The organism is Helicobacter sp. 10-6591 (assembly GCF_003288805.1).
Classification (GTDB): domain Bacteria; phylum Campylobacterota; class Campylobacteria; order Campylobacterales; family Helicobacteraceae; genus Helicobacter_F.
In genome coordinates this window covers 57,794-78,088 of sequence record NZ_NHYK01000006.1, presented here as the reverse complement: position 1 = coordinate 78,088, position 20,295 = coordinate 57,794, and the positions used below count along the sequence as shown (strand labels likewise).

Annotated in this window: 20 protein-coding genes and 1 tRNA gene; 10 read left to right on the top strand and 11 right to left on the bottom strand. The window is 40.1% G+C overall.

What is annotated here, in order from left to right:
* Positions 1-225 precede the first annotated feature (225 nt).
* The 9 genes from CCY97_RS03245 to CCY97_RS08200 form a co-directional block, all read right to left on the bottom strand.
* Positions 226-759 carry a hypothetical protein gene (locus tag CCY97_RS03245; RefSeq protein ID WP_181562796.1) on the bottom strand — a complete coding sequence of 178 codons (534 nt, stop codon included), beginning with the start codon at positions 757-759 and terminating at the stop codon, positions 226-228.
* Positions 756-1,961 (bottom strand): hypothetical protein, encoded by a 1,206-nt coding sequence (locus CCY97_RS03240; RefSeq protein ID WP_112064061.1) that lies wholly within the window; start codon positions 1,959-1,961, stop codon positions 756-758. Before CCY97_RS03240 ends, CCY97_RS03245 begins: the two co-directional genes overlap by 4 nt.
* Before the next feature lie 5 nt (positions 1,962-1,966).
* On the bottom strand, positions 1,967-2,824 hold the full coding sequence (locus tag CCY97_RS03235) for a PhnD/SsuA/transferrin family substrate-binding protein (RefSeq protein WP_112064060.1): 858 nt from the start codon (positions 2,822-2,824) through the stop codon (positions 1,967-1,969).
* Positions 2,825-2,846: 22 nt separating this feature from the next.
* Positions 2,847-3,971: an acyl-CoA dehydrogenase family protein gene (locus CCY97_RS03230; protein ID WP_112064059.1), complete on the bottom strand. Its 1,125-nt coding sequence runs from the start codon at positions 3,969-3,971 to the stop codon at positions 2,847-2,849.
* A gap of 63 nt (positions 3,972-4,034) precedes the next feature.
* Positions 4,035-5,225 (bottom strand): ferritin-like domain-containing protein, encoded by a 1,191-nt coding sequence (locus tag CCY97_RS03225; RefSeq protein ID WP_112064058.1) that lies wholly within the window; start codon positions 5,223-5,225, stop codon positions 4,035-4,037.
* A 110-nt stretch (positions 5,226-5,335) separates the two neighbouring features.
* Positions 5,336-6,151 carry an endonuclease III gene (locus tag CCY97_RS03220; protein ID WP_112064057.1) on the bottom strand — a complete coding sequence of 272 codons (816 nt, stop codon included), beginning with the start codon at positions 6,149-6,151 and terminating at the stop codon, positions 5,336-5,338.
* 535 nt (positions 6,152-6,686) lie between these two features.
* On the bottom strand, positions 6,687-6,998 hold the full coding sequence (locus CCY97_RS03215) for a hypothetical protein (protein WP_146744495.1): 312 nt from the start codon (positions 6,996-6,998) through the stop codon (positions 6,687-6,689).
* A 57-nt stretch (positions 6,999-7,055) separates the two neighbouring features.
* Entirely contained in the window at positions 7,056-8,270 is a 1,215-nt protein-coding gene (locus CCY97_RS03210; protein WP_112064055.1) for an HD domain-containing protein, read from the bottom strand.
* On the bottom strand, positions 8,267-8,431 hold the full coding sequence (locus CCY97_RS08200; protein WP_181562795.1) for a hypothetical protein: 165 nt from the start codon (positions 8,429-8,431) through the stop codon (positions 8,267-8,269). Before CCY97_RS08200 ends, CCY97_RS03210 begins: the two co-directional genes overlap by 4 nt.
* A 185-nt stretch (positions 8,432-8,616) precedes the next feature.
* On the opposite strand from CCY97_RS08200, the gene CCY97_RS03205 reads away from it, so the two are divergent.
* The 10 genes from CCY97_RS03205 (at position 8,617) to CCY97_RS03155 (ending at position 17,263) form a co-directional block, all read left to right on the top strand.
* Complete coding sequence (locus tag CCY97_RS03205) at positions 8,617-9,216, top strand: UPF0323 family lipoprotein (protein WP_112064054.1); 600 nt, start codon at positions 8,617-8,619, stop codon at positions 9,214-9,216.
* A gap of 23 nt (positions 9,217-9,239) precedes the next feature.
* On the top strand, positions 9,240-10,655 hold the full coding sequence (locus tag CCY97_RS03200; protein WP_112064053.1) for a hypothetical protein: 1,416 nt from the start codon (positions 9,240-9,242) through the stop codon (positions 10,653-10,655).
* 81 nt (positions 10,656-10,736) lie between these two features.
* A tRNA-Asn gene (locus CCY97_RS03195) sits at positions 10,737-10,811 on the top strand.
* A 160-nt stretch (positions 10,812-10,971) separates the two neighbouring features.
* Positions 10,972-11,910, top strand: a complete 939-nt coding sequence (gene trxB, locus CCY97_RS03190) for a thioredoxin-disulfide reductase (protein ID WP_112064052.1) — start codon at positions 10,972-10,974, stop codon at positions 11,908-11,910.
* Positions 11,910-12,695 carry a 4-hydroxy-tetrahydrodipicolinate reductase gene (gene dapB / locus CCY97_RS03185; RefSeq protein WP_112064051.1) on the top strand — a complete coding sequence of 262 codons (786 nt, stop codon included), beginning with the start codon at positions 11,910-11,912 and terminating at the stop codon, positions 12,693-12,695. Before trxB ends, dapB begins: the two co-directional genes overlap by 1 nt.
* Positions 12,696-12,704: 9 nt before the next feature.
* A complete protein-coding gene (locus CCY97_RS03180; protein WP_112064050.1) occupies positions 12,705-13,931 on the top strand; it encodes an NAD(P)/FAD-dependent oxidoreductase in 1,227 nt (408 codons plus the stop codon).
* A gap of 90 nt (positions 13,932-14,021) precedes the next feature.
* The gene (rpmB, locus tag CCY97_RS03175; RefSeq protein WP_112064049.1) at positions 14,022-14,210 is read left to right on the top strand and encodes a 50S ribosomal protein L28; all 189 of its coding nucleotides are present in this window, start codon (positions 14,022-14,024) and stop codon (positions 14,208-14,210) included.
* Positions 14,211-14,225: 15 nt separating this feature from the next.
* Positions 14,226-15,347 (top strand): NAD-binding protein, encoded by a 1,122-nt coding sequence (locus tag CCY97_RS03170; RefSeq protein ID WP_258456928.1) that lies wholly within the window; start codon positions 14,226-14,228, stop codon positions 15,345-15,347.
* A gap of 9 nt (positions 15,348-15,356) precedes the next feature.
* Positions 15,357-16,556 (top strand): bifunctional glutamate N-acetyltransferase/amino-acid acetyltransferase ArgJ, encoded by a 1,200-nt coding sequence (gene argJ / locus CCY97_RS03165; RefSeq protein WP_112064047.1) that lies wholly within the window; start codon positions 15,357-15,359, stop codon positions 16,554-16,556.
* A gap of 497 nt (positions 16,557-17,053) precedes the next feature.
* Complete coding sequence (locus CCY97_RS03155) at positions 17,054-17,263, top strand: hypothetical protein (protein ID WP_112064045.1); 210 nt, start codon at positions 17,054-17,056, stop codon at positions 17,261-17,263.
* Positions 17,264-17,350: 87 nt separating this feature from the next.
* Here CCY97_RS03155 and CCY97_RS03150 read toward each other — a convergent pair whose 3' ends face one another.
* Both CCY97_RS03150 and CCY97_RS03145 read right to left on the bottom strand, forming a co-directional pair.
* On the bottom strand, positions 17,351-17,851 hold the full coding sequence (locus CCY97_RS03150; RefSeq protein ID WP_112064044.1) for a chemotaxis protein CheW: 501 nt from the start codon (positions 17,849-17,851) through the stop codon (positions 17,351-17,353).
* Between the two features lie 4 nt (positions 17,852-17,855).
* Positions 17,856-20,246: a chemotaxis protein CheW gene (locus tag CCY97_RS03145; RefSeq protein ID WP_112064043.1), complete on the bottom strand. Its 2,391-nt coding sequence runs from the start codon at positions 20,244-20,246 to the stop codon at positions 17,856-17,858.
* Between the last annotated feature and the right edge of the window lie 49 nt (positions 20,247-20,295).

Genomic DNA, 20,295 nt, shown 5'->3' with positions numbered 1-20,295 from the left:
ATTTTTGTGTGTCTTTATGACTCTCCTTGGAGTATATTTTTAAACAATGTGTATCGTATAAAGGGATGAAAAAAGCTAATGATGCGTGGAAGGGGGATAAATCAATCTTTGATTTAAACTTCTTTGTTTTGGGAATAAAGATTCTACTAAAACAACGGGTTTTCAGGGTTTCCGCCCCACCTTTTAAATTGGATAAATTACACTTGCCCTTTAAAGATTCTTAGCCTATCTGACGCGCATATCTTGTATAAGCATTTCAAATTCTATAGCATTGCTATCACTTGCCTTGTGTAAGGCCAAGAAATCCAAGCTTATATACTGGGAGCGAAGCGATTCTACATGGCTTACAAATTTCATAATCTCTGCAAATACCCCGTTACCTTTGAGCACCAAAATATGCAGCCCATCATCACTCAAAGAAAGCTCAGAAATTTTAAGCTTAGCAAGCTGTGTGAGAGAAATAAGGCTTTCTAAAGAGTTTTTATCCCCAAGCTTTACATACAGCATTTCAAGCTCGCTATTGATACTCTGAAGATTCTGTATATAAGCCTTTGAATTTTGGGAATCCGCCTTTTTGTTAAATTCTTTAAAACTATACTCTTTGTGTATCCTCTCTTCTACGAGCTCTCTGTACTGCTCTTGGGATTGTGCATATTGTGCTTGTAAGCTTGTTATCACAAAGCTATCACTTACCCATACCACAAAGCAGAGCAAGCAAAGACAAAGCAAGATTTTCTCTCTTGGTCTGAACTTCATCATACACTCTTCAAAAAATGCTCTTTTATGAGTATCACAATTTCTGAGTTAGCATAATTGTCCTTATGCCAGATCTTGGAGATTTTGGCGTGGTTATTTTTTGTATTGAGCATTTGTAGCACTTTTGTGATTTGGACATGCGATTTTGCCTTGACCTCTAGATGAAGTATTACCCCCTCGCTACTATGGGCTAAGGCTATATCTGTAGCCCACACTCCATAATCCTTGAGTAGCAAAAAGATTTCATAAGCGACATCGCTAAGATATAAGCCATTGGATTGTAAGCTTACAGAGAGCTTTTGGTAAAGCTCAAGATTTCGTGTTTCTAGCATTTGTATCTGGTCATTGTGTTCCTTGCTGCTCATTTCTAGTCCTAGAAAATCAAGCTCCTCTGCGCTTCGTAAAGCCTCTATTTTATGCTGAGTGTCAAGCAGCGCTATAAATATCCCGCTAGGATACAGCACACAGAAGCAAAGTCCTAGGGCTATAAGCATCCTTGGCACGATTCTAAGACGCATAAGCCTCAAGGTCTGAAAATGCGTCTTTTCGAAAAACTGTGCATTTTTGAGCATCGCCAAGAGACATCCCACTTCACTTAAAAGATTCTCTTTCAAGCTTACAGGTCGCTTCAAAAGCATTCCAAAAGCAAAGGGAAGGATATGCTCTCGTAAGCTCTCAATCTCTTGGAATTCTAACTTGCCAAATACACTCTCTAAAATCGCGCATTTCGTTTTAAGCTCTTCTCTTGTGGCATTTTGGATCATTTTTAGCTCGCTGTTGTCAATCACAAATAAACATCCATACTCCTCCATATACACCAAAGCTTTTTGCAAAACCTTTGCAAGCAAGAGTATATCTACACTGACAACCTGATATTTTCTTGTTTGTATTTGCAGGTACTGCTCTAGCAGATATACCATGCATTCCTTACTGTCTTTGTTGTAAAAATGCGTATGCAAAGAAAAATACAAATCCTTATTCTTTGTATCCATGCCAAGACTTTGCACCCTATCAAAGAGCAGAGCACAAAAGGCAGATTGGGAATCTTGTGTATTGCTCAAAGCACAGTCCTTTGCTGAAAGCTCAAGATTGCAATATGCATGAGGCTGAAACTCCGTGATTGCATACACCTTCGCTCTCTTATTAGGAGTGCAAGATTGGCCTTCTTTATTGTAAAAATGCCCCTTGTAGTATATGTAGTGCATTGCTTTTAAGCTTTGAGAATCCCTTGTTCTTGCATAGCAGCTTGCAAGACTTCATATCCTTTCAGTTCTTGATTTGTGACTTTTATCCATTGGTTGAGTCCCTCCATTTGCATCATCTTGGTTATTAGGGATTCATTTTTTCTTGTATTCTGGCTTAAAAGCATCCAGACAAAGGCATCTTGCGCACTCTTATTCAGACTTTCTAGACAAGTGAAATTGCAATGGCAATACCCCTCAGTCGTATAAAAACACTCCAAGTCCTCATATCCTCCCTCTTGTAAGATTCTTATCCAAGTGCTAGAGCCCACACTCCCTGCATCTATCTGCCCTTTTTTAATGGAATCTAGCACATCAAATTCGCTCCTACCCGTATCTCCATGCTTGCCTACATCACTATTGAAACGTATGATATTTATACAATCAGCCTGCAATTCTCTCAAGGAAGTAAGCTCACATATAGCCATATCCCCTGCTTCCTGCTTGAGATAATGCAGTGCTAAAATGGCTGCCTGCGCAGAATCCAAACTCCCAAGCCCAAAGCTCTTGCCCTTAAGATCTGATATTTTGCTTATCGCACTGCTTTTACGCTTGATGAATTTTGTTGTGAAATTTTTATCTGTATCGCGCATAACAAGCGCCTTTACCTTCCCTGCACTTGCATGCAAGCAGCGAATCCACGCTACATTTGTATTCCATGCAATATCAATATGCCCACTTAATAGCGCGCTTACTTGCCTCTCATAGTTACTAAACAGCACATAATCAAGCTTACAATCTGTCGCATTTGCATAATCCTTGATAATATCCCAGATAAGTACGACCTTCGGGTCATATGCTACAGCACCTACTACCAATGTATCCATGCTTTGCTCCTTCCAATAATTCTCATTTCACTAGCTCTTGCCCAAGCCAGACTTTCAACACATCAAGACTCGGTGCCATCACCTGCGAGGCAAATGCATCACGCAAAAGCCTCTCTAATGGCAGCTCCTTATTGTAGGCTTTGCCCCCGCCAAGCCTCATAGCAAGTGAGCAAATATCCATCACATTATGCGTCGCATTGATCCTGCATGCAAAGATTTTCGCTGCACTCTCTGCACTTTGAGAATCAAAGCTCTGTGCCGCGTCAAAAACTAGCGCTATTGAGGACTGCGTCTTGGCATATATATCAGCCAGGTGGATTCTCACTAGCTCTACGTCACTGAGTGTACCTCCTGTAGTATATCTACGCTCTTTGATGTGTTTGAGCGCGGTGGCATAAGCATGAAAGCCAAGCCCACTATATACAGCGCCAAGCCCCACGACAAAATACATCGCCACAATACCTGCGTGATTCTCTCCCTCGCCCTCATTGCCTATTTGGTATTTGCCATCCACCTTGACATCGTTGTATTGCACGGGCATAGAAGCATTTCCACGCATACCAATCCCCTGCCATTGCGTGCTTTCATGCACGAGATTTGAGGAGTCTTTATGCACAAGCCAAGTGTTTTTGCCATCCTTTATCTTGCAAGAGTTTGTGTAGGTGACATAGTAGTCTGCATGTTGCGCGGCAGTCACAAAGCTCTTGCGTCCAGAGAGAATCCTCTTGTTATCCTGCTCTTTTTCTTGTATATCAGGCAAGCCAAAGTGCGTACCCGAACCACTTTCACTATAAGCAAGTGCTAGAGTTATCTCACCCTTTGCGATTTTTGGTAATAGCTCGCTTTTTAATCCATCACTTCCAAAGCTTGAAAGCGCTGCGGTAGCGGTATTGTGCATCATGTAGCAGAGTGCGGTAGTAGCACAAGAGCGCGCTAAGGCATAGCAGACTTGCGAATGGTGCAAATTCCCTCCGCCTAAGCCACCATATTCCTTAGGTACCAGCAAGCCCATATAGCCTTGCGCCTTGAGCGCTTCATAAGATTCTGTAGGGAATCTCGCCTCTGTATCCGTGCGCTCTGTGAATGGCGCGACATATTTTTCTGTAAATTCTTGGGTTACATGTATAAGATTTTGGAGTGTTAGCATATTTGCTCCTTTGAGTTGTTTGTGTATCCAATCACACGGATTGCTGATATTTTTCTACCTCCTTTACATAAAATTTGGCGTGTGTGCCTTGCTCAAATCATCTGCCAACTCCTCCGCGATCCCACATTCCATAAGTCTCTTAGTGCGGTTCTTCTGCATCTTGAGTTTTAATACCTCAAGCTTTTCAAAGCCTATTTTTATCTCCCTCACACTATCACCCCCACCTGCAAACACACACAAAGACTCTAGTAGTAGGTTAGATTCCCCACTCAGCTCATCAAGATACTGCTTGCGCTTAAATACAACATCTTTGATAAGCTCTATTTTGTGTGGATTGCGTGCAAGGGCATTTTTGATATTGCTCATACCATAAGCTACATGGCGCATCTCATCTCTTCTAGCAAGACATAGTAGCTTCTTAGTCGGCTCATCTTTGGCATGTGTCTCCAAGAAGTGTAGCAAATCTATAAATGTCCCTTCCCCCATAATATGTAATAGAAAGCTTGATTTGAAATAATTTTTTTCTTGGAAAAGTGTATAGAGGCTTTGCTGTGTAGTGCGAGTAGAATACTGTAATCCTCCGCTAGCAAATGCCCTCTTACTAAAGGCTTCGATATGCCGTGCCTCATCCCCGATAATGCTACTTAGTAGCAGTGGCACTTCATAATAATAAGGCGAGATATGTGAGAGGAATTTGGTGGGCACATACAACGCGCAGAATTCATTCTCTACAAGATAGGTCATAATACGCGCTATGCTTTTTTCTAAAGCATCGTTATATGTGGGGATTTCATTCCATGCTATATCATAGGTCGCATTCCACTGTGCGTTTTTGGAATCTTCATGGAGCTTCGTGATATTTTTACTCCAAATCTCATCTTTGCTATTAAGCGTGAAGTTATATCTTGGGCTTCCTAGCTCCTGTATGCTTCCACGCGCGCTAAGACCCAAAGTATCCGGCGCAAGAGCATCAAGAGTGCAAGATTCACCTTGACTGAGCAAATGTATGAAATTTGTATCTGAGCGCTTTTGCAGTATATAAGTAAAGCAGCCCTTTGATGTGCGCTTTTCCACAAAGCCCTCACCTTTGAAAGAGCAATAAGATCGTAGCTCAGCTTCCAAATCACCATACACACTTACAAGTGCTATCATATCCTCAGTGCGTGAGAGGGCGAAGGCGTTATCCAGACGCATAAAAAAGAGCTTGCCTAAGGGAATATCCCCCAATACAAGAGAATGAGTAGATGCAGACATAGAAGGGACCTTGAGGCATAAATACCAGGGAGCTTACTCCAATGAGTAAGCGTGCTAGACTTGCTAGCGTTGGTGTAGCTTTCACACGGAAATGCGCCATTATAACCTAATTACAAGCTTCTTTTGTATTCCTTATAAGCTATCACTATCTTGCCGTGCATCCGCGCCATAATTTGTGCTAAAGAAATTTCAAAATCATACAAACAGCTTCCACGATACAAGTCACAAGCTACAAAACTCTGCAAATCCTCATAGCTATAAAATTCAAAACCAAGCACACCAAGAAGCTTTTGCGTATAAGAATCTACAACCATTTCCTCGCGCCTAAGCGCATAGTTAAGAATACTGCAGGCACTTTCATTACCCACACCACTTTGAGCAAGCAGCCATTCTTTACTGACATTTTGTGCGAAGCTCCCAAAGCTCCCAAATTCCTCCAAGAGATTCTGTGCAAAGCGCACGATATAGCGTGCTTTCTGGTTATAAAACCCTGCAGGACGTATATATAAGGCAAGCTCACCAGGAGTACAAGAAGCAAGAAACTCCAAAAGCATATCATCAAAGCAGCTCTGAGAGACAAAAGCTTCTCTAGGATGAGCAAATCTCTTGCACTGATCTAAGTCCAAAGCAGGCATTTGAGAATCTAGGATATTTCTTAAGCTTCTGTAACAATACCCATAAAGCCCCACTAACGCTTGAAATGCATTCTCATACTTTGTGTTCTGTCCTAGAAAGCTTGCAAAGCAAAGCTCCAAACTCGGCTTATCGCTATCAAGCCCGCCACATACTTCCACGCCACCACAAATCTTTTCAGAGCGCAACCTCGGCCACCACCAGCTATGTCTATCACCCATATCATACTGCGGCTTCAATGCACACAAAAGATCATATCCACTAGAAATACTCAGTCCTTTGAAAAATTCCATACCTACTTCTTAATCTAAAGATGTAAATTTGCAGGCTAGCACAAAGCAAGAGAGCATTCCTACACTCTCTTGCCTAATCCCACATCATTTACTTGTCTTATGATACAAAACTACCAACCATGATTCACCCCCCCCCCACGCGATGGCTTCTTAAATTCATTTTTTGAATGTACGCAAATTCTGCATCCCCCCCCCATTCATGTTAAAGCAATACTTCTCAAAAACTCTCTAGATTGAAGATTAGTAAGTATTTTGCATCGCTGCCCTTGTCTTGTCTATCCTATCCCACACTTTTTTCTCTTATTTTTTTCTACACACCAGGCTATTGTTGTTTATTTTTTTACACAGATATAGCTTTTATGTATTGACTTATAGAGATGTTTTCTATCCATATAGTGTCGTAAATCAGTGTCCTATATTGTGACAGTGCAAAATCCTGGATTGATACTATGGTAGTGGCAAACACTGTAATGACGAAGGAAAAAACTCTACAGGAATTATTATTGGGAAAAATGATGCAGGAATTGCTATCAAATTAGAGAGATAATGCAGCACCTTCTTTGATAGTGAGATTTTGGACTATTCTGTTGTTTTGCTCACTATTTATTCTGTTAAACTCTATTCTGCTTAGGTTTATTCCATTTTCTTCACCTTTTACTATTCCTTTCTCTATTTCTAGATTGGTTATAGTTGTTTGTAAAGGACCTCCAGCATTAAAGAATGCTATGCCATCTTTCTTGCCTTTTATCAATCCTTTGTTTTCAAAGCTTGTGATAGTAGCATGAGCCAAGGATATAGCCCCTTGACCTTCTGCTGAAATCGTTCCCTCATTGATAAAATGGAACACAAAGAGTTATTCTATGATGGGGCGAATTGGTGAGAATTGCTTTACTTGCTATCTGCTTCATATGAAGTTACGGAATAAGATCCCCAAATCTAGACCATTGATCTTTTTATTCTTACATTTTTCTAAGATCCCGCTTGCTCCTTGCACTAGATCTTGGCTTGAAACGCCATGTGATATAGAGATTTTGGCTTCTAAAAATGCACTGAGTTGGTCGCACACTTTCAGAAATTCTCCACAGATGGAATTAAATCTGTCTTCATTAAAATGTTCAAAAAGTTCTTGTGAGCTTGCTATTTGATGCCGGAAGCAATCTATCTTATAGCGGTTGCTAAATTCATCTTGTGTGAAATACTCAATATCATCTTTGATATTTTGTGGTACACGCGAGAGAATCTTGTCTTGGACTGCTTGGGATTCTATGCTTTTGATAAACTGGTCTAGGCCTTTGATCGTGTGCTTGACTGGTGAGATGATGTCTCGTGTGAGAATCTCTGGCAAATCGTGGAATAAGCCGCATAAAAAGTGGTTGATGCGCATTTGTGTGCAGCAACGCAGATCATAGCTTAATAGATAAGCACTTAGTGCGACAATAAGTGTGTGTCCTAATACAGAAGTGGCTGGGATCCTTGGTGTTTGACTCCAGCGTTTCTGGAATCTTAGTTGTCCAAACATCGTGATAAGCTCTCTTGTGTCTTTGTAAAGAATGATTTGCTTCATACCTTCGAGTTTGTAGTGCTCTTCTACCTGCTTGTCAATGACGTTTTTGATATTTTGTACATCATACATTTTGGGGTTGAAGTGGTAGATGATGTCAAACTCCCATTTTGATGCGTAGTAATGCGAGGCTTTGAGAATTTCTCTTTCGATATTGTCTTTGTGCGAAGTGAGATACTCTCCCATTTGCGAAAAAAACTCATATTCTTGCAAATCTTCTTTGAGGTTTTCAAGCACGAATTGGACAAGCTCGTTGTTGTGTGTTTTAGCAAGTTGATGGAAAACAGGGGGCTTGATGTCGGTAAGAACAATGCGCTCAAAGAACTCGAAGCAAAATTGCAGGATAAGCCTTTCCCAATTTATCTTTGTCTTGTTGTTTGATTCTTCATAGCGTGCTAAGAAATACGCGATAACAATTTTATGTGCTTGTTTGTCTAGCTCTACAAATTCTATGGGTGTAGCTTGGTCATTCCAACGACGAATGCTTGCAGCCACAAAGATCTTGCGTAGGAGAGAATTTGATAAACGGGGGATTTTTGGTGTGTGTGGTACAGTCATTTTTTATAGCGGTGGCCATTTGTGCTTATACATTGCTGTTTGCATGTGTTTTTGGTGCAGATGCTCTCGCATTCTATAGTATGGACCAAAATCTTTTGCTTTGTACAAGCATTTAGGAATATAGCACTAAGACATAGTTGGAGAAAAAATACCAATCTCATATCATCTCCTTGGAGGGCGTGTTTTTACAAGGGGTGTGCTAGCATTTTTGATTCCACAATTGCGGGTTTGTGTGTATTTTGCAGAGGGATATTTTATAAATTGACATAATTTATAAATACATTATAATGGCTTGCATATGGGCTTTAAGCGGATGTTTCAATATATTTTTAGCTAAGGTAGAGGGATGAAATTATCAAAAATCAAGGATTATGCAATGGTTGGTTCACTGGGAGTAGCAGTAGCCTTTGTCTTACATGGATGTGAGGATGCTAAGGATTCTCAAGTTTTACATTCGCAGTCGCTTAAAAATGGCGCTTTTGTCGTGATAGAGGAGCAGACAGATGGCACTTATAAGGTTTTAGAGGAGTATCCAAGCGAGAACACACGCGTGATGCTTAAAGACAAAAATGGCAATGAACGTATGCTGACCCAAGGTGAGATTGATAATCTTATAGCGCAAGAGGAGAGGAAAATAGATTCTGGTACAAGTGAGCTTATCAATCCAAATGCTGGGGGATTAGGACTTGGCGGGGCGATTTTAGCTTCTGCTGCTGGAGCAATCTTAGGAAGCTATCTTGGCAATAAACTTTTTAATAATCCAAATTACCAAAACAATGCGCAGCGTAACTACAAATCTCCCCAAGCTTATGAACGTAGTCAAAATAGTTTTAATAACAATAAGGGTAGTGCGACAAAAACTCCAAGTGGCAGCAATGCAAAAAGTGGTTTCTTTGGCAATAACAATAAAAGTGCAGGCAAAAGTTCCTCTCCCATGGGTGCTTAGAATTTCTAAATAGAGTTTAAGGTATGTTGAGAGGGATTTTAGTAGAGGTTGATTCTGAAAAACAGCAAGCAAAAATAGAGCAAGCCATAAATAAAAGGCAGTATGTTTTTGATTTCAAACTATGGGATGGAAAGCAAAAAGAACTTAAGATAAAGAGGGAAGTTGAGTTTGATATAGAAAAAGGCATAGTGATTAAGGTCAATCCAAAGTCAGAGCCTGTCGATCCCAATGACATCCCGGTGGTTAAGACGCTGGAGGAATGTATAGAGGAATTTTTTGCCCAAGAAAATGAGATTTTAGAAAAGTATAAAGATTTTGTGCAGGGGCGCAAGAGACTGGACTTTTTGCGTTCGCGACGCTTTATTTTGACTGCTTATAACAATTTGTGTGAGATGGATAGTAGGATCCTTGATTCTGTACTTAAGGAATCAAAGAATGAAATTTTGCAGATTCACAGAGAGTATGAAAACTATACAAAGAAGGCGAGGTATTCTTTGGAATATTTGTTTGAAAAAGTCTTTCTCAATCGTCAGAGCGCATATCTTAAGGGGCAGCATTTGGTTAAAAAAACGCAGTCTTTGCTTAGCAATATGCAGGCGCAAGTCAACCCACTCGCTAGAAATCTTGAAAAATCCGAGCTCGCTCTTAAAAGCGCAAAAACTCCAGATGAGAAGATAGATCAAGGAGTGAAGGCTATGCGGAAGCGATATGTGGATTTGCTCCAACATATCGCAGATCAAAAAGATTTGATAGTAAAGACTACTGAGAGGTTGAAAAAATTTCAACAAAAGCATTTAGAGGAATTTGAGGAGACTTTTGCCTCTATGAAGCAGATTATAGAGGATAGGTTTCTTGTCTTGCTTGATACAAAGGCCTATGATTTGGATTTCTATCTGTGGGATAGAGCAAAGCATAGCAGTGTGGTTAAGAAATTTTTCCGTGATTCAGGGATTGAGGGCGGTTATAGCTCCACGACTTTTTTGCGCTATTTTTTGCGTGGGCTTGATAAATCAAAATTAAATGCACAGAGCAAGGAGCTCTTCAGCCTACTACGCTATTTGGAGGAAACAAATAGTCGCAAGGTTTTGTTGATTAGGGAATCTAGTGTGGATTCTAAGCGTGATAAACAGATAATTTTGAAGGTGGATTCTTGTATATCTGTCCAGACACAGGAGCAGATGATTCCGGCATTTCATGAACTGTGTGAGAAAGATTATGATATTGTCGTGATGGAATGGTGTAATAGCAATATAAGCGCACTTGAATTTATCAAAAAGTTTCGCAATAAAAGGAAAAATGCAAAGGTGTCTTTTGTCGTCATAGTGCCTGAGATTCAGAATTCTGACTTTATCTCAAAAGCAAGAGATTTGGGTGTGGAGTATTTTGTGCCATTGCACAATACAGATTTGTTAGCTGATGCAGTGAGAATGGCATTATAGAATGAACTTAGCGGGGGGAGGGGCTTTGTGCTTGACTTTTGGGGGAATTTTACCTACAATTGCGCGCTTTCACCACATTGTTCCGGATTAGCTCAGCGGTAGAGTAGGCGGCTGTTAACCGCTTGGTCGTAGGTTCGAATCCTACATCCGGAGCCACTCCCAAATCTTCTTAAGAGATACTCAAAAAAAAAAAAAAACTTTCTATCATCTTTGGTAATTTCTAACATTAAACTCTGGAAGCTTGTTAATTTTATTTGTATTAGCAGTCATTTTTTATAATGCACCACTGTTAAAAACTTTCAATAAGGAGCGGGTTATGATAGATTTAGCCATTATCGGTGGTGGTCCTGCGGGATTAAGTGCTGGACTTTATGCAACAAGAGGTGGTATTAAAAATGTTGTCTTATTTGAAAAGGGCATGCCCGGTGGCCAAATAACAGGAAGCAGTGAGATAGAAAATTATCCGGGTGTGAAAGAGGTCATAAGTGGTTTGGAGTTTATGGAGCCTTGGCAAGAGCAATGTTTTCGTTTTGGACTACAACATGAGATGAGCGAGATTTCTCGAATCAGCAAAAGCGGAGAAATTTTTGAGATTCTTGATACGAGCGGTAAGGTTTCGCAGGCAAAAGCCGTGATATTTGCTACTGGAGGACGTCCCAAACGAGCTGGCATTAAAGGCGAATCGGAATTTTGGGGAAGAGGTGTGAGTACTTGCGCTACTTGCGATGGATTTTTCTATAAAGACAAAGAAGTAGCGGTGCTTGGAGGAGGCGATACGGCCCTAGAGGAAGCTGTGTATCTCACAAGAATGTGCAAAAAGGTTTATCTCATTCATAGACGCGATGGATTCCGTGCTGCGCCTACTACGATAGAGCATGTAAAAAACAATCCAAAAATTCAGATTGTTACACCTTCTATAGTTGAGGAGATTAGAGGAGATTCTAGTGGTGTTAGTTCAGTTGTGATCAAAAACATACAAAGTGGCGAGTTGCGAGAGCTTGCTGTGCCTGGGATTTTCATTTTTGTGGGCTATGATGTGAATACACAGATACTTACACAAGAGGATGGTAGTATGCTGTGTGAATGCGATGAATATAAAAGTGTCAAGGTGGATTTATCAATGAGGACGAGTGTAAGTGGTCTTTTTGCTGCTGGTGATGTGAGAATCCAAGCTCCTAAGCAGGTGGTTTGCGCAGCCGGTGATGGTGCGACAGCGGCATTACAAGCAATCAGTTATCTTGAGCAAGCAAAATAATGCTAAAGCTTGGTGTATTCGGTGCTAGTGGGCGTGTAGGAAGGCTGCTTCTAGAATCTGCTTCTAAAAATGATGCTCTGGTGGTTTCAAGTGTTTATGCACGCGATGGGATGGAATTTTTAGAGCACAACAAACATAATTACTTCGTTGCAACTACTATAGATTCCTTTTTAGAAAATTGTGAGTGTGTGATTGATTTTTCATCAACACAGGGTACTTTAGAATTGCTCAAAGTTATTAAAGATTTTCCACGTCCTATGGTTATAGGCACTACTGGGTTTAGTATCCAAGAATTTCAAATCCTTAAGGATTCTTCTGAGGTTGTACCTATTTTGTATGCAAGCAATATGAGTCGTGGTGTAGCAGTGCTTGATAAAATTGCAGGAATTGTCTCAAAAGTCTTAAGTGGAAGTGAAATAGAAATTACAGAAATCCATCACCATCACAAAAAAGATGCACCAAGTGGGACGGCACTCAGACTTGCTCAAACTTGTGCAAGAGCTAGGAATCTGGATTTATCGCAAGTGAGAGTAAGTGGTCGTGATGGGAATGTAGGTAGTCGTAGGAAAGATGAGATTGGGGTTTTTGCATTGCGTGGTGGAGATGTGGTAGGGAAGCATACCATTGGATTCTATCTTGATGGTGAGTATTTAGAACTTACTCACAATGCTACAAACCGCATAACATTTGCCAAAGGTGCTTTAGATGCCGCTTCTTGGATAGTAAAACAGAAAGCCGGTTTATATGGGATTGAGGATATTTTGCATATTACAAATTGCATGTGAGGAGGACGCATGACGCAGGAAAATAAACAAATACCAAGAATCTTGATTCTTGGTGGCGGTTATGGAGGGTTAAGAGTGGCGCTTACTTTACAAGAAACACTCGGCGAGAATGAAGCCCAAATCACTTTGATAAACAAACACGACTATCACTACCAAACAACACTTTTACATAAGGTTGCTATCGGTACTTTGAGCGCGCGAAAGGCCAGAATCTACTATCGCAAGATTCTCAATCCACGTAAGATTACTTTCATCAAAGAGAAGGTTTTGGAGATACACCCAACTGAGAAGCGGGTAATCTGTTCGCGGAGCGGGTATTGTTATGATTATCTTGTGGTCGCGCTTGGCTTTAAACCAGAGACATTTGGGGTGAAGGGTGCTGATAAATTTACCTACAAGCTTTCTTCTCTCAATGCTGCATTAAAACTCACAAAAAATATTGAAAATAAATTCAAAGATTACACTCTCACTCAGGATTATAATGATCTGCGTGTGATTGTGTGTGGTACAGGCTTTACGAGTATCGAATTTGCTGCAGAATTAGCTACGCAACTTGGAGACTTATGCGAGATCTGTGGGATTAATCGTGATGTAGCGCAAGTCATTTGTATCGGGCGATCAGAGAGAATCTTGCCTGTTTTTGATGACAAGCTCGCAGACATTGCAACCCAAAAGTTGCTGAAACTTGGCGTGAAACTTATCACAAATGCCAAAGTGGTAGAGTGCAAAGAAAATAGCGTAATTGTTGAAAGAGATGGCATACAAGAGGAGATTTTTGGCAACACTATTGTATGGGGAGCAGGTGTAAGAGGAAGTGATGTGGTGCAAAACTCTAGCTTACAAAATAAACGCGGTCGCATCAATGTGGATCCTTCTTTGCGTAGCTTTGAGTACCCTGAGATTTTTGTTGTAGGAGACTGTGCAGAAGTGAAGTCAAAAGATGTGATTCATGCGCCAACAGCGCAACTTTCTGCGCAAATGGGAGATTATGTAGGGGTATATCTTGCAAACCTCTTAAGAGGCAAGAAAAATGAAAAGGACTTCAAGTTCATACATCGTGGCACGGTATGCAGCATTGGACATACAGATGGTGTGGGTGTGGTATTTGGCAAAAACCTACAGGGTGAACTTGCAGCATTTATGAAAAATACAATAGAAAACCGTTGGCTTTTTAGTATTGGCGGCTTTAAAATGGTCTTTCGTAAGGGTCAATTTCGCTACAGAACAAGCAATTGATTCCCAACTAGCGTGGTTTCTTAAGTTTTTCTTTGCACAAACTTTTGTATAATCGCCCTCTTTTAAAAACTGCACATGTAAGGATATGGTATGGCAAGGAAATGTTGTTTTAGTGGGAAAGGTCCAATGGTTGGCAATCACGTAAGCCATGCAAACAATAAGAGCAAGAGGAGGCTTTTGCCAAATCTACGCAAAATCAAAATAAAGCTTGAAGATGGAACCATTGTACGTATAAGAGTGGCTGCTTCCACACTTCGCACCATGAGAAAAAAATCCTAAATTTAGTGTTTGACCTTGAAAAAGGTGCGATTTCGCAAAAAAAATGATAAACACAACGTAGAATCTACTTTAAGCTCGGAGTTGTACAGACAGCTTAAGCCCTTCAGAATCCCTCTTATTCTCTTACAATTTTTTGTATTGTTTGGAACGCTTGGTTATTTGGTCTTAGAAGACTATGACCTTATGCAAGCCTTTTTTCAGACTGCTTATACCTTCACAAATACCGGATTTGGTGCTCTTAAAGAGGCAGAATTTGGAACGATCACCATTCTTTTTACAACTCTACTTATGGTATGTGGAGCTGGAGTCATCACTTTTAGTGTCGCTTTCACAATCAGTGTATTTAATAATAGTAGTCTTATTAGTATCTTTAAGGAGCGGAATATGATTTATAAAATTGGCAGGCTACATAATCATTATGTCATTTGCTACCACAATGAACATACCATCGAGCTTTCAAAGCAATTTCGTGAAGCACAGATTCCATTTGTAGTTGTGGATAATACGAGTGATTTTGAACAAGAAGCAAAGATTCATAAATACCCTTATTACATCAATGCCAATCCTCACACTCAGCTTGCCATGCTAAAAACACATCTTTCTTCAGCTAAGGGGATTGTTACTTTTTCATCTAATATCGCAGAGAATATTGCACTTATTGCTAGTGTGAGGCTCTTTGAGAAAGAATTGGGACGCAAGCCTTATTACGTGATTGCTAATGCTAATACACAAGAAGAGATAGACAAGCTCAAAAAACTTGGTTGTGATTTTGTGGTTTCAGCCTCAAAACTCCTAGCGCAGAGAATCTCAGCTATGGCAATCCGTCCTGATATGGAAAATCTGTTAGAGGAGTTTCTTTATAAACGGGATACAAAATTGGATCTAGAAGAGATTATAGTCCCACGATACAGCTGGTTAGTACTACGTAAACTCAAAGATTCGCATTTTCGTGATGTCACAAATGTAAGCGTGGTGGCAATCACACAAAAAGATGGCAAGCAAATCAGCATGCCTCATGGCGATGTGGTGGTAACAAGTGAGTGCAAAATGCTAGTGATTGGTAGTAGTGAGGGTATAAGAATGACCAAACACCTCATAATGAGAAAAACAAAACCAAAAGAAGTGGATTATATATAAAGGTGGTACATGCGATTTGAGATTTATCCAATAGATGGTGGAGTGTGTGCAGCAGAAGGCTTTGTAGCTGATGGGGTGAGTGTCGGACTAAAAGACAATGCGTTAGATGTCGCGTTTATCTATGCAAAGAGTGCTTGTAGAGTAAATGCGGTCTTTACAAAAAATACTTTTGCTGCTGCGCCAATTGTGCATTTTAAACGGTTTGTACAGAATCTAGAATCTAATTTCGTGCTGATTACGACAAAAAATGCCAATGCTATGACAGGAGAAGAAGGCGTAAAAGATATAAATGAGATTCTTTGCAAGCTCCAAGAGAGATTTGCTTTTGTTCAAAATCCGATTATGTCAAGCACAGGCGTCATAGGCGTGAGATTACCGAAAGAAAAAATTATAGATGGCTTCTCGAAATTTGTTTTTGACAATCTTGATACTCAAGCCCATAAACGCGCAAGTGAGGCGATTAAAACTACTGATTCATTCAGCAAAGAAATTGCCTTTAGAGTATGTCTTGCGGATGGCAAAAGCTTTCATATAGGGGCTATGGCAAAGGGTGCGGGTATGATAGCTCCAAGTCTTGCTACCATGCTCTGCTTTATTACAACAGATGCAGATATTAGCCATTTACAAGCACAGGAATTGCTTGAGATGTATGCAAAGAAAAATTTTGATTCTATTAGTGTGGATGGTGATATGAGTACTAATGATTCTGTGTTTTTGCTAAGCAATGGTAAAAGCGGTGTGTTTGACAGAGAAGCTTTTTCTCAAGCTCTTGATATGCTTATGCATAAGCTTGCGTTAGATATAGTGCGCGATGGTGAGGGATCGAGCAAATTGGTGGCTTTTGAAGTGAGGGGAGCTATCAATGAAAATGAGGCAAAACTCGCAGCAAAGGCATTGAGCAATTCACTTTTGGTAAAGACTGCGCTTTTTGGCCGTGATCCAAACTGGGGCAGGATAGCTTCTACAATTGGTGCGAGTGGGGTAAATACAAGCCAAGAGGATCTGAGTATTAGCATTGGCGGAATTTATGTATTTCAAAAAGGTGTGATTCTTTTTACGCCAGAAGTCGAGGCAAAAGCTACTAAGGCTTTAGAATCTAGTGAGATTAAAATCGTTTGTGATCTGGGAAAAGGTGATGGAAGCTATACTAGCTATGGATGTGATTTGGGATACAAGTATGTGGAGATAAACTCAGATTATAGATCATAATTTTGCTTGAAGCCTTGGCTAGCTTGTAGGCGACTAAATTATTTATTCCTGCTCTTATGTAATCTTTTACCCCAAAATCACACGAGGACCATAGACATAGGCTTTTACACATAATCTTTCAAGAACAAACCCCCGCTTCTCTCAAACGTAATTTCAACTCTCTGTACCCCAAAAGCTCTATGTAATTTTCTAAATAACTCTTAACCCAATAGGGAAATTCCTTGCTACAACCCCAATTATTAACGCTTTGATGATTTATACCAACCATTTCCGCAAAATCTTTCTTTGAAAGCTTCGCACGCGCTAGTAACACTTTAAATTCTCTGCTATCCATGGAATAGAATCGAGCAAAATTTATTCCTGATTTTTAAATTAATTTATACTCTTAAGAGTATTTATTTAAATTAATTTATACTATTAAGAGTATAAATTAAAGAAAAATTAATATAAAAAATCATAGAATACAAGCTCTAAAAAATAAAAATGTGGAGAGGACGATGAAGGAGTGTAAAATTGGGAATTTGGAAGATTCTGCTCTGAAGATTAACACCAAGATGTTGTTGCAGCTGGAGAAACAAGATTTAACGAAAATCAAAAATATTGCTTTAAATATCAAAGAACGGCACTCACGCATTATCGCTGAAACAAATAGGGTCTTAAAAGATTCTATGCAAAATATATGTAAGCATAAAAAAGCGCTACAGTAAATCTCAACCCTCTTTCAAAATAGGGTTGAGAAAACTATGAGAGTAAGTTTTTTTAATTGGGGGGGGGGGTTAGTGGTTTGACAGAAGTTAGAAAACTCTTTTTAAAAGATTTTCAACTTTGAGAATTGTGATAAGTCTATCTTCGCGCTTTCCTATGCCTTGCATAAGTTCTTCACTCTCACCTATGCTATCTGGCACTGGATCAATGTTGCTGTGTTTGATGCGTACCGCTTCATTGAGTTTGTCAATCACAAATCCTGCGACCTCATCTTTGTAATTAACCACCAAATATCTCGTATCTTGATCTTGTTTGATAGCCGGAAGTCCAAATTTCAAACGGAGATTAATCAAAGGAAAGATGCTTCCACGCAAACTAAAAACGCCCATCACATAATCTGGTGTACCTGGCACTCTTGTAAAATCAACCGGTTTGATAATCTCTTTGACACTAAGGATTGGTAGAGCAAATTCCTCACTACCCACAATAAAGCTGATGAGTTGCAGAGTGTCTTCGTCAAACTCAGCTTCAGTGGCTGCCGACTTTTTATTTTGCTGTTCTTTGAATACTTCTTTTAGTTGCTCATTCATACCCCTACTCCTCTGTCTTGAGATTAATATTGCGTCTAACAACATTGGCAAGATATTCCGGAGTATAGGGCTTTGTTATATATTCTGTCATACCAGATTCTACCCCGCGCATTCTATCGGTTTTGCTATTTCTGCTTGTTACTGCAATAAGTGGAAGGTTTTTGAATCTATTGTATTTACGCACCTCCGCGGCAAAGGTATAACCATCCATTTTAGGCATCTCAATGTCTACAAGCACAGCATCAAGCTGTTTGCCACCATTTTTCACAATCTCCAATCCTTCTAAGCCATTGCTCGCCTCTAAAACTGTTACACCAAGTGTGTTGAGGCACTTTTTCATAATTGCGCGATCGGTGTTGCTGTCATCAATCGCAAGAACGACATAATCGCTAGGGGAACTTTTGATTTTTCGTGTTTCTGCTTCATCAGCGAGCTTGTTGATATTGACTTTTATGTGCTTTGCCATTGTCATCATACTTGCTACATCAACGATGAGTGTGATTCTGCCATCGCCACGCACAGTCGCTCCTGCAATCCCTTCCGTGCCTTTGAGGTAGTAGCCAAGAGATTTGATAACTGCCTCTTCTTGTCCAATAAGAGAATCAACTATCACACCAATTTTTTGGTCTGCAAGACCAATGATAACCACATAGACTTCATTAGTACTTTCAAGCACAGAATCCACATTAAAAATATCTGCTAAACGTACAAGAGAAAGAACTTCATCGCGCAATCTCAACACGCTCTTGCCATCGACTGCATAGATTTCATCCTGGCTGATTCGAACAGTTTCAATCACAGATGAAAGTGGGATGGCATAATATTCTTCTTGAACGACAACAAGTAAGGCCTGGATAATAGCAAGCGTAAGTGGGATTTTCAGCTTTTGTGTTGTGCCTATACCTTTTTCGGATTCTATTTCGATAATCCCATTGAGCTTCTCGATATTGGTTTTTACCACATCCATACCTACACCACGTCCAGAAACATTTGTGATGGTTTTTGCGGTTGAAAACCCGGGTTTAAAGATAATGCCAAAGGCTTCTTTATCGCTCATTGCATCTGCTTCACGTTCGCTGATTAAACCTTTTTCTATGGCTTTTTGTTTGAGCATTTGTGCATCTAGTCCCTTGCCATCATCTGTGATTTCCACAACGATATGGTTGCCTTCGTTGTATGCTTTAAGCTGTACTGTTCCCGTGGCGGACTTGCCAGCAGCCTGTCTGTTTTCTGCGGATTCTATACCATGATCGCAAGAATTTCTGATGATATGGACGAGCGGATCGCCAATCTCTTCCACGATTGATTTATCAAGCTCTGTTTCTTCTCCTGTGATTACCAAATCAATACTTTTATTAAGCTCACGCGATAGGTCGCGCACCATACGAGGAAATTTATTGAATACTTTACCAATTGGTTGCATACGCGTTTTCATAACCGCAAGTTGTAAATCTGTAGTCACAGATGAGATACTAGAAACCACCTGGTTTAATTCTTCTAAGAATTTTTCACCATCATAGCGCTCCTCAACGTCGCTGTATATCTTAAGCAAGCGGTTCTTACCAAGCACAAGTTCTCCAATGAGATTCATTAGATTATCTAAGCGACGTACATCGACTCGTACAGTCTGCTCTACATTCGTAGCTGGTGCATTGCTATCATCTTTTTTTACTGGGTTTGGTTTGGTTCCTTGGGTTGTGCTTTGCGCTTGTGTGGCGGTAGACTGGCTCTGTGTATCTGGAGTCTTAGGAGATTGGGTAGTTTGTGTATTTTGCTTTTTGAGCTCTGCGCGCCTAGCTTTATCAGCTTCTTGACGTTTTTTTAATAAACGCTCAATTTCAGAATCTACTTGTTCACTGCTCATAGAGGAGTAATCTAGATCAGGTTCGTCAGCGAGTGGATCATTAAAGTTGCTTGGAGATGGAGTTTCTGCTTGAGACTGGGTAGGGGTCTGTTGTGTCGAAGTTTGTGCTTGTGCCATATCACTTGCCTCACTTGACGCACCGCCTGAAGAAATTGCTTGTAGTTTTTTGACTGTGTTACTTATATCAATTCCACTGTTTGCATCAGTCCCACTATCTCTAATAGCATGGAGTAAAGCCTTCATAAGATCTACTGATTGCAAAACCACATCCATAATATCTGGTGTGATTTTAAGTTCTGCACGACGAGCTTTATTTAAAACATCTTCCATATTATGTGTAAGGCTTGTGAGAATATCGAAGTTCAAAAACGAGCTTGAGCCCTTGATTGTATGTGCAACACGAAAAATTCTATTAAGGAGTTCTAAATCTTCGGGATTATGTTCAAGCTCGACTAAGTCTTGGTCGAGCTGTTCTACCATCTCAAATGCTTCAATCAGGAAGTCTTCCATTATCTCTTGTATATCATCCATATGAGCCAACCCTCGCTTTCAAAATATGTAACCCTTCTTTGCTGTGCGT

Bases quoted from the DNA above. Each gene is read 5' to 3' on its own strand.
- CCY97_RS03210 (WP_112064055.1), bottom strand. From the start codon at position 8,270: ATGACTGTACCACACACACCAAAAATCCCCCGTTTATCAAATTCTCTC.
- dapB (WP_112064051.1), top strand. From the start codon at position 11,910: ATGCTAAAGCTTGGTGTATTCGGTGCTAGTGGGCGTGTAGGAAGGCTG.
- CCY97_RS03245 (WP_181562796.1), bottom strand. From the start codon at position 759: ATGATGAAGTTCAGACCAAGAGAGAAAATCTTGCTTTGTCTTTGCTTG.
- argJ (WP_112064047.1), top strand. From the start codon at position 15,357: ATGCGATTTGAGATTTATCCAATAGATGGTGGAGTGTGTGCAGCAGAA.
- CCY97_RS03240 (WP_112064061.1), bottom strand. From the start codon at position 1,961: ATGCACTACATATACTACAAGGGGCATTTTTACAATAAAGAAGGCCAA.
- CCY97_RS03225 (WP_112064058.1), bottom strand. From the start codon at position 5,225: ATGTCTGCATCTACTCATTCTCTTGTATTGGGGGATATTCCCTTAGGC.
- trxB (WP_112064052.1), top strand. From the start codon at position 10,972: ATGATAGATTTAGCCATTATCGGTGGTGGTCCTGCGGGATTAAGTGCT.
- CCY97_RS03180 (WP_112064050.1), top strand. From the start codon at position 12,705: ATGACGCAGGAAAATAAACAAATACCAAGAATCTTGATTCTTGGTGGC.
- CCY97_RS03145 (WP_112064043.1), bottom strand. From the start codon at position 20,246: ATGGATGATATACAAGAGATAATGGAAGACTTCCTGATTGAAGCATTT.
- CCY97_RS03150 (WP_112064044.1), bottom strand. From the start codon at position 17,851: ATGAATGAGCAACTAAAAGAAGTATTCAAAGAACAGCAAAATAAAAAG.
- CCY97_RS03155 (WP_112064045.1), top strand. From the start codon at position 17,054: ATGAAGGAGTGTAAAATTGGGAATTTGGAAGATTCTGCTCTGAAGATT.
- rpmB (WP_112064049.1), top strand. From the start codon at position 14,022: ATGGCAAGGAAATGTTGTTTTAGTGGGAAAGGTCCAATGGTTGGCAAT.
- CCY97_RS08200 (WP_181562795.1), bottom strand. From the start codon at position 8,431: ATGAGATTGGTATTTTTTCTCCAACTATGTCTTAGTGCTATATTCCTA.
- CCY97_RS03230 (WP_112064059.1), bottom strand. From the start codon at position 3,971: ATGCTAACACTCCAAAATCTTATACATGTAACCCAAGAATTTACAGAA.
- CCY97_RS03235 (WP_112064060.1), bottom strand. From the start codon at position 2,824: ATGGATACATTGGTAGTAGGTGCTGTAGCATATGACCCGAAGGTCGTA.
- CCY97_RS03205 (WP_112064054.1), top strand. From the start codon at position 8,617: ATGAAATTATCAAAAATCAAGGATTATGCAATGGTTGGTTCACTGGGA.
- CCY97_RS03220 (WP_112064057.1), bottom strand. From the start codon at position 6,151: ATGGAATTTTTCAAAGGACTGAGTATTTCTAGTGGATATGATCTTTTG.
- CCY97_RS03200 (WP_112064053.1), top strand. From the start codon at position 9,240: ATGTTGAGAGGGATTTTAGTAGAGGTTGATTCTGAAAAACAGCAAGCA.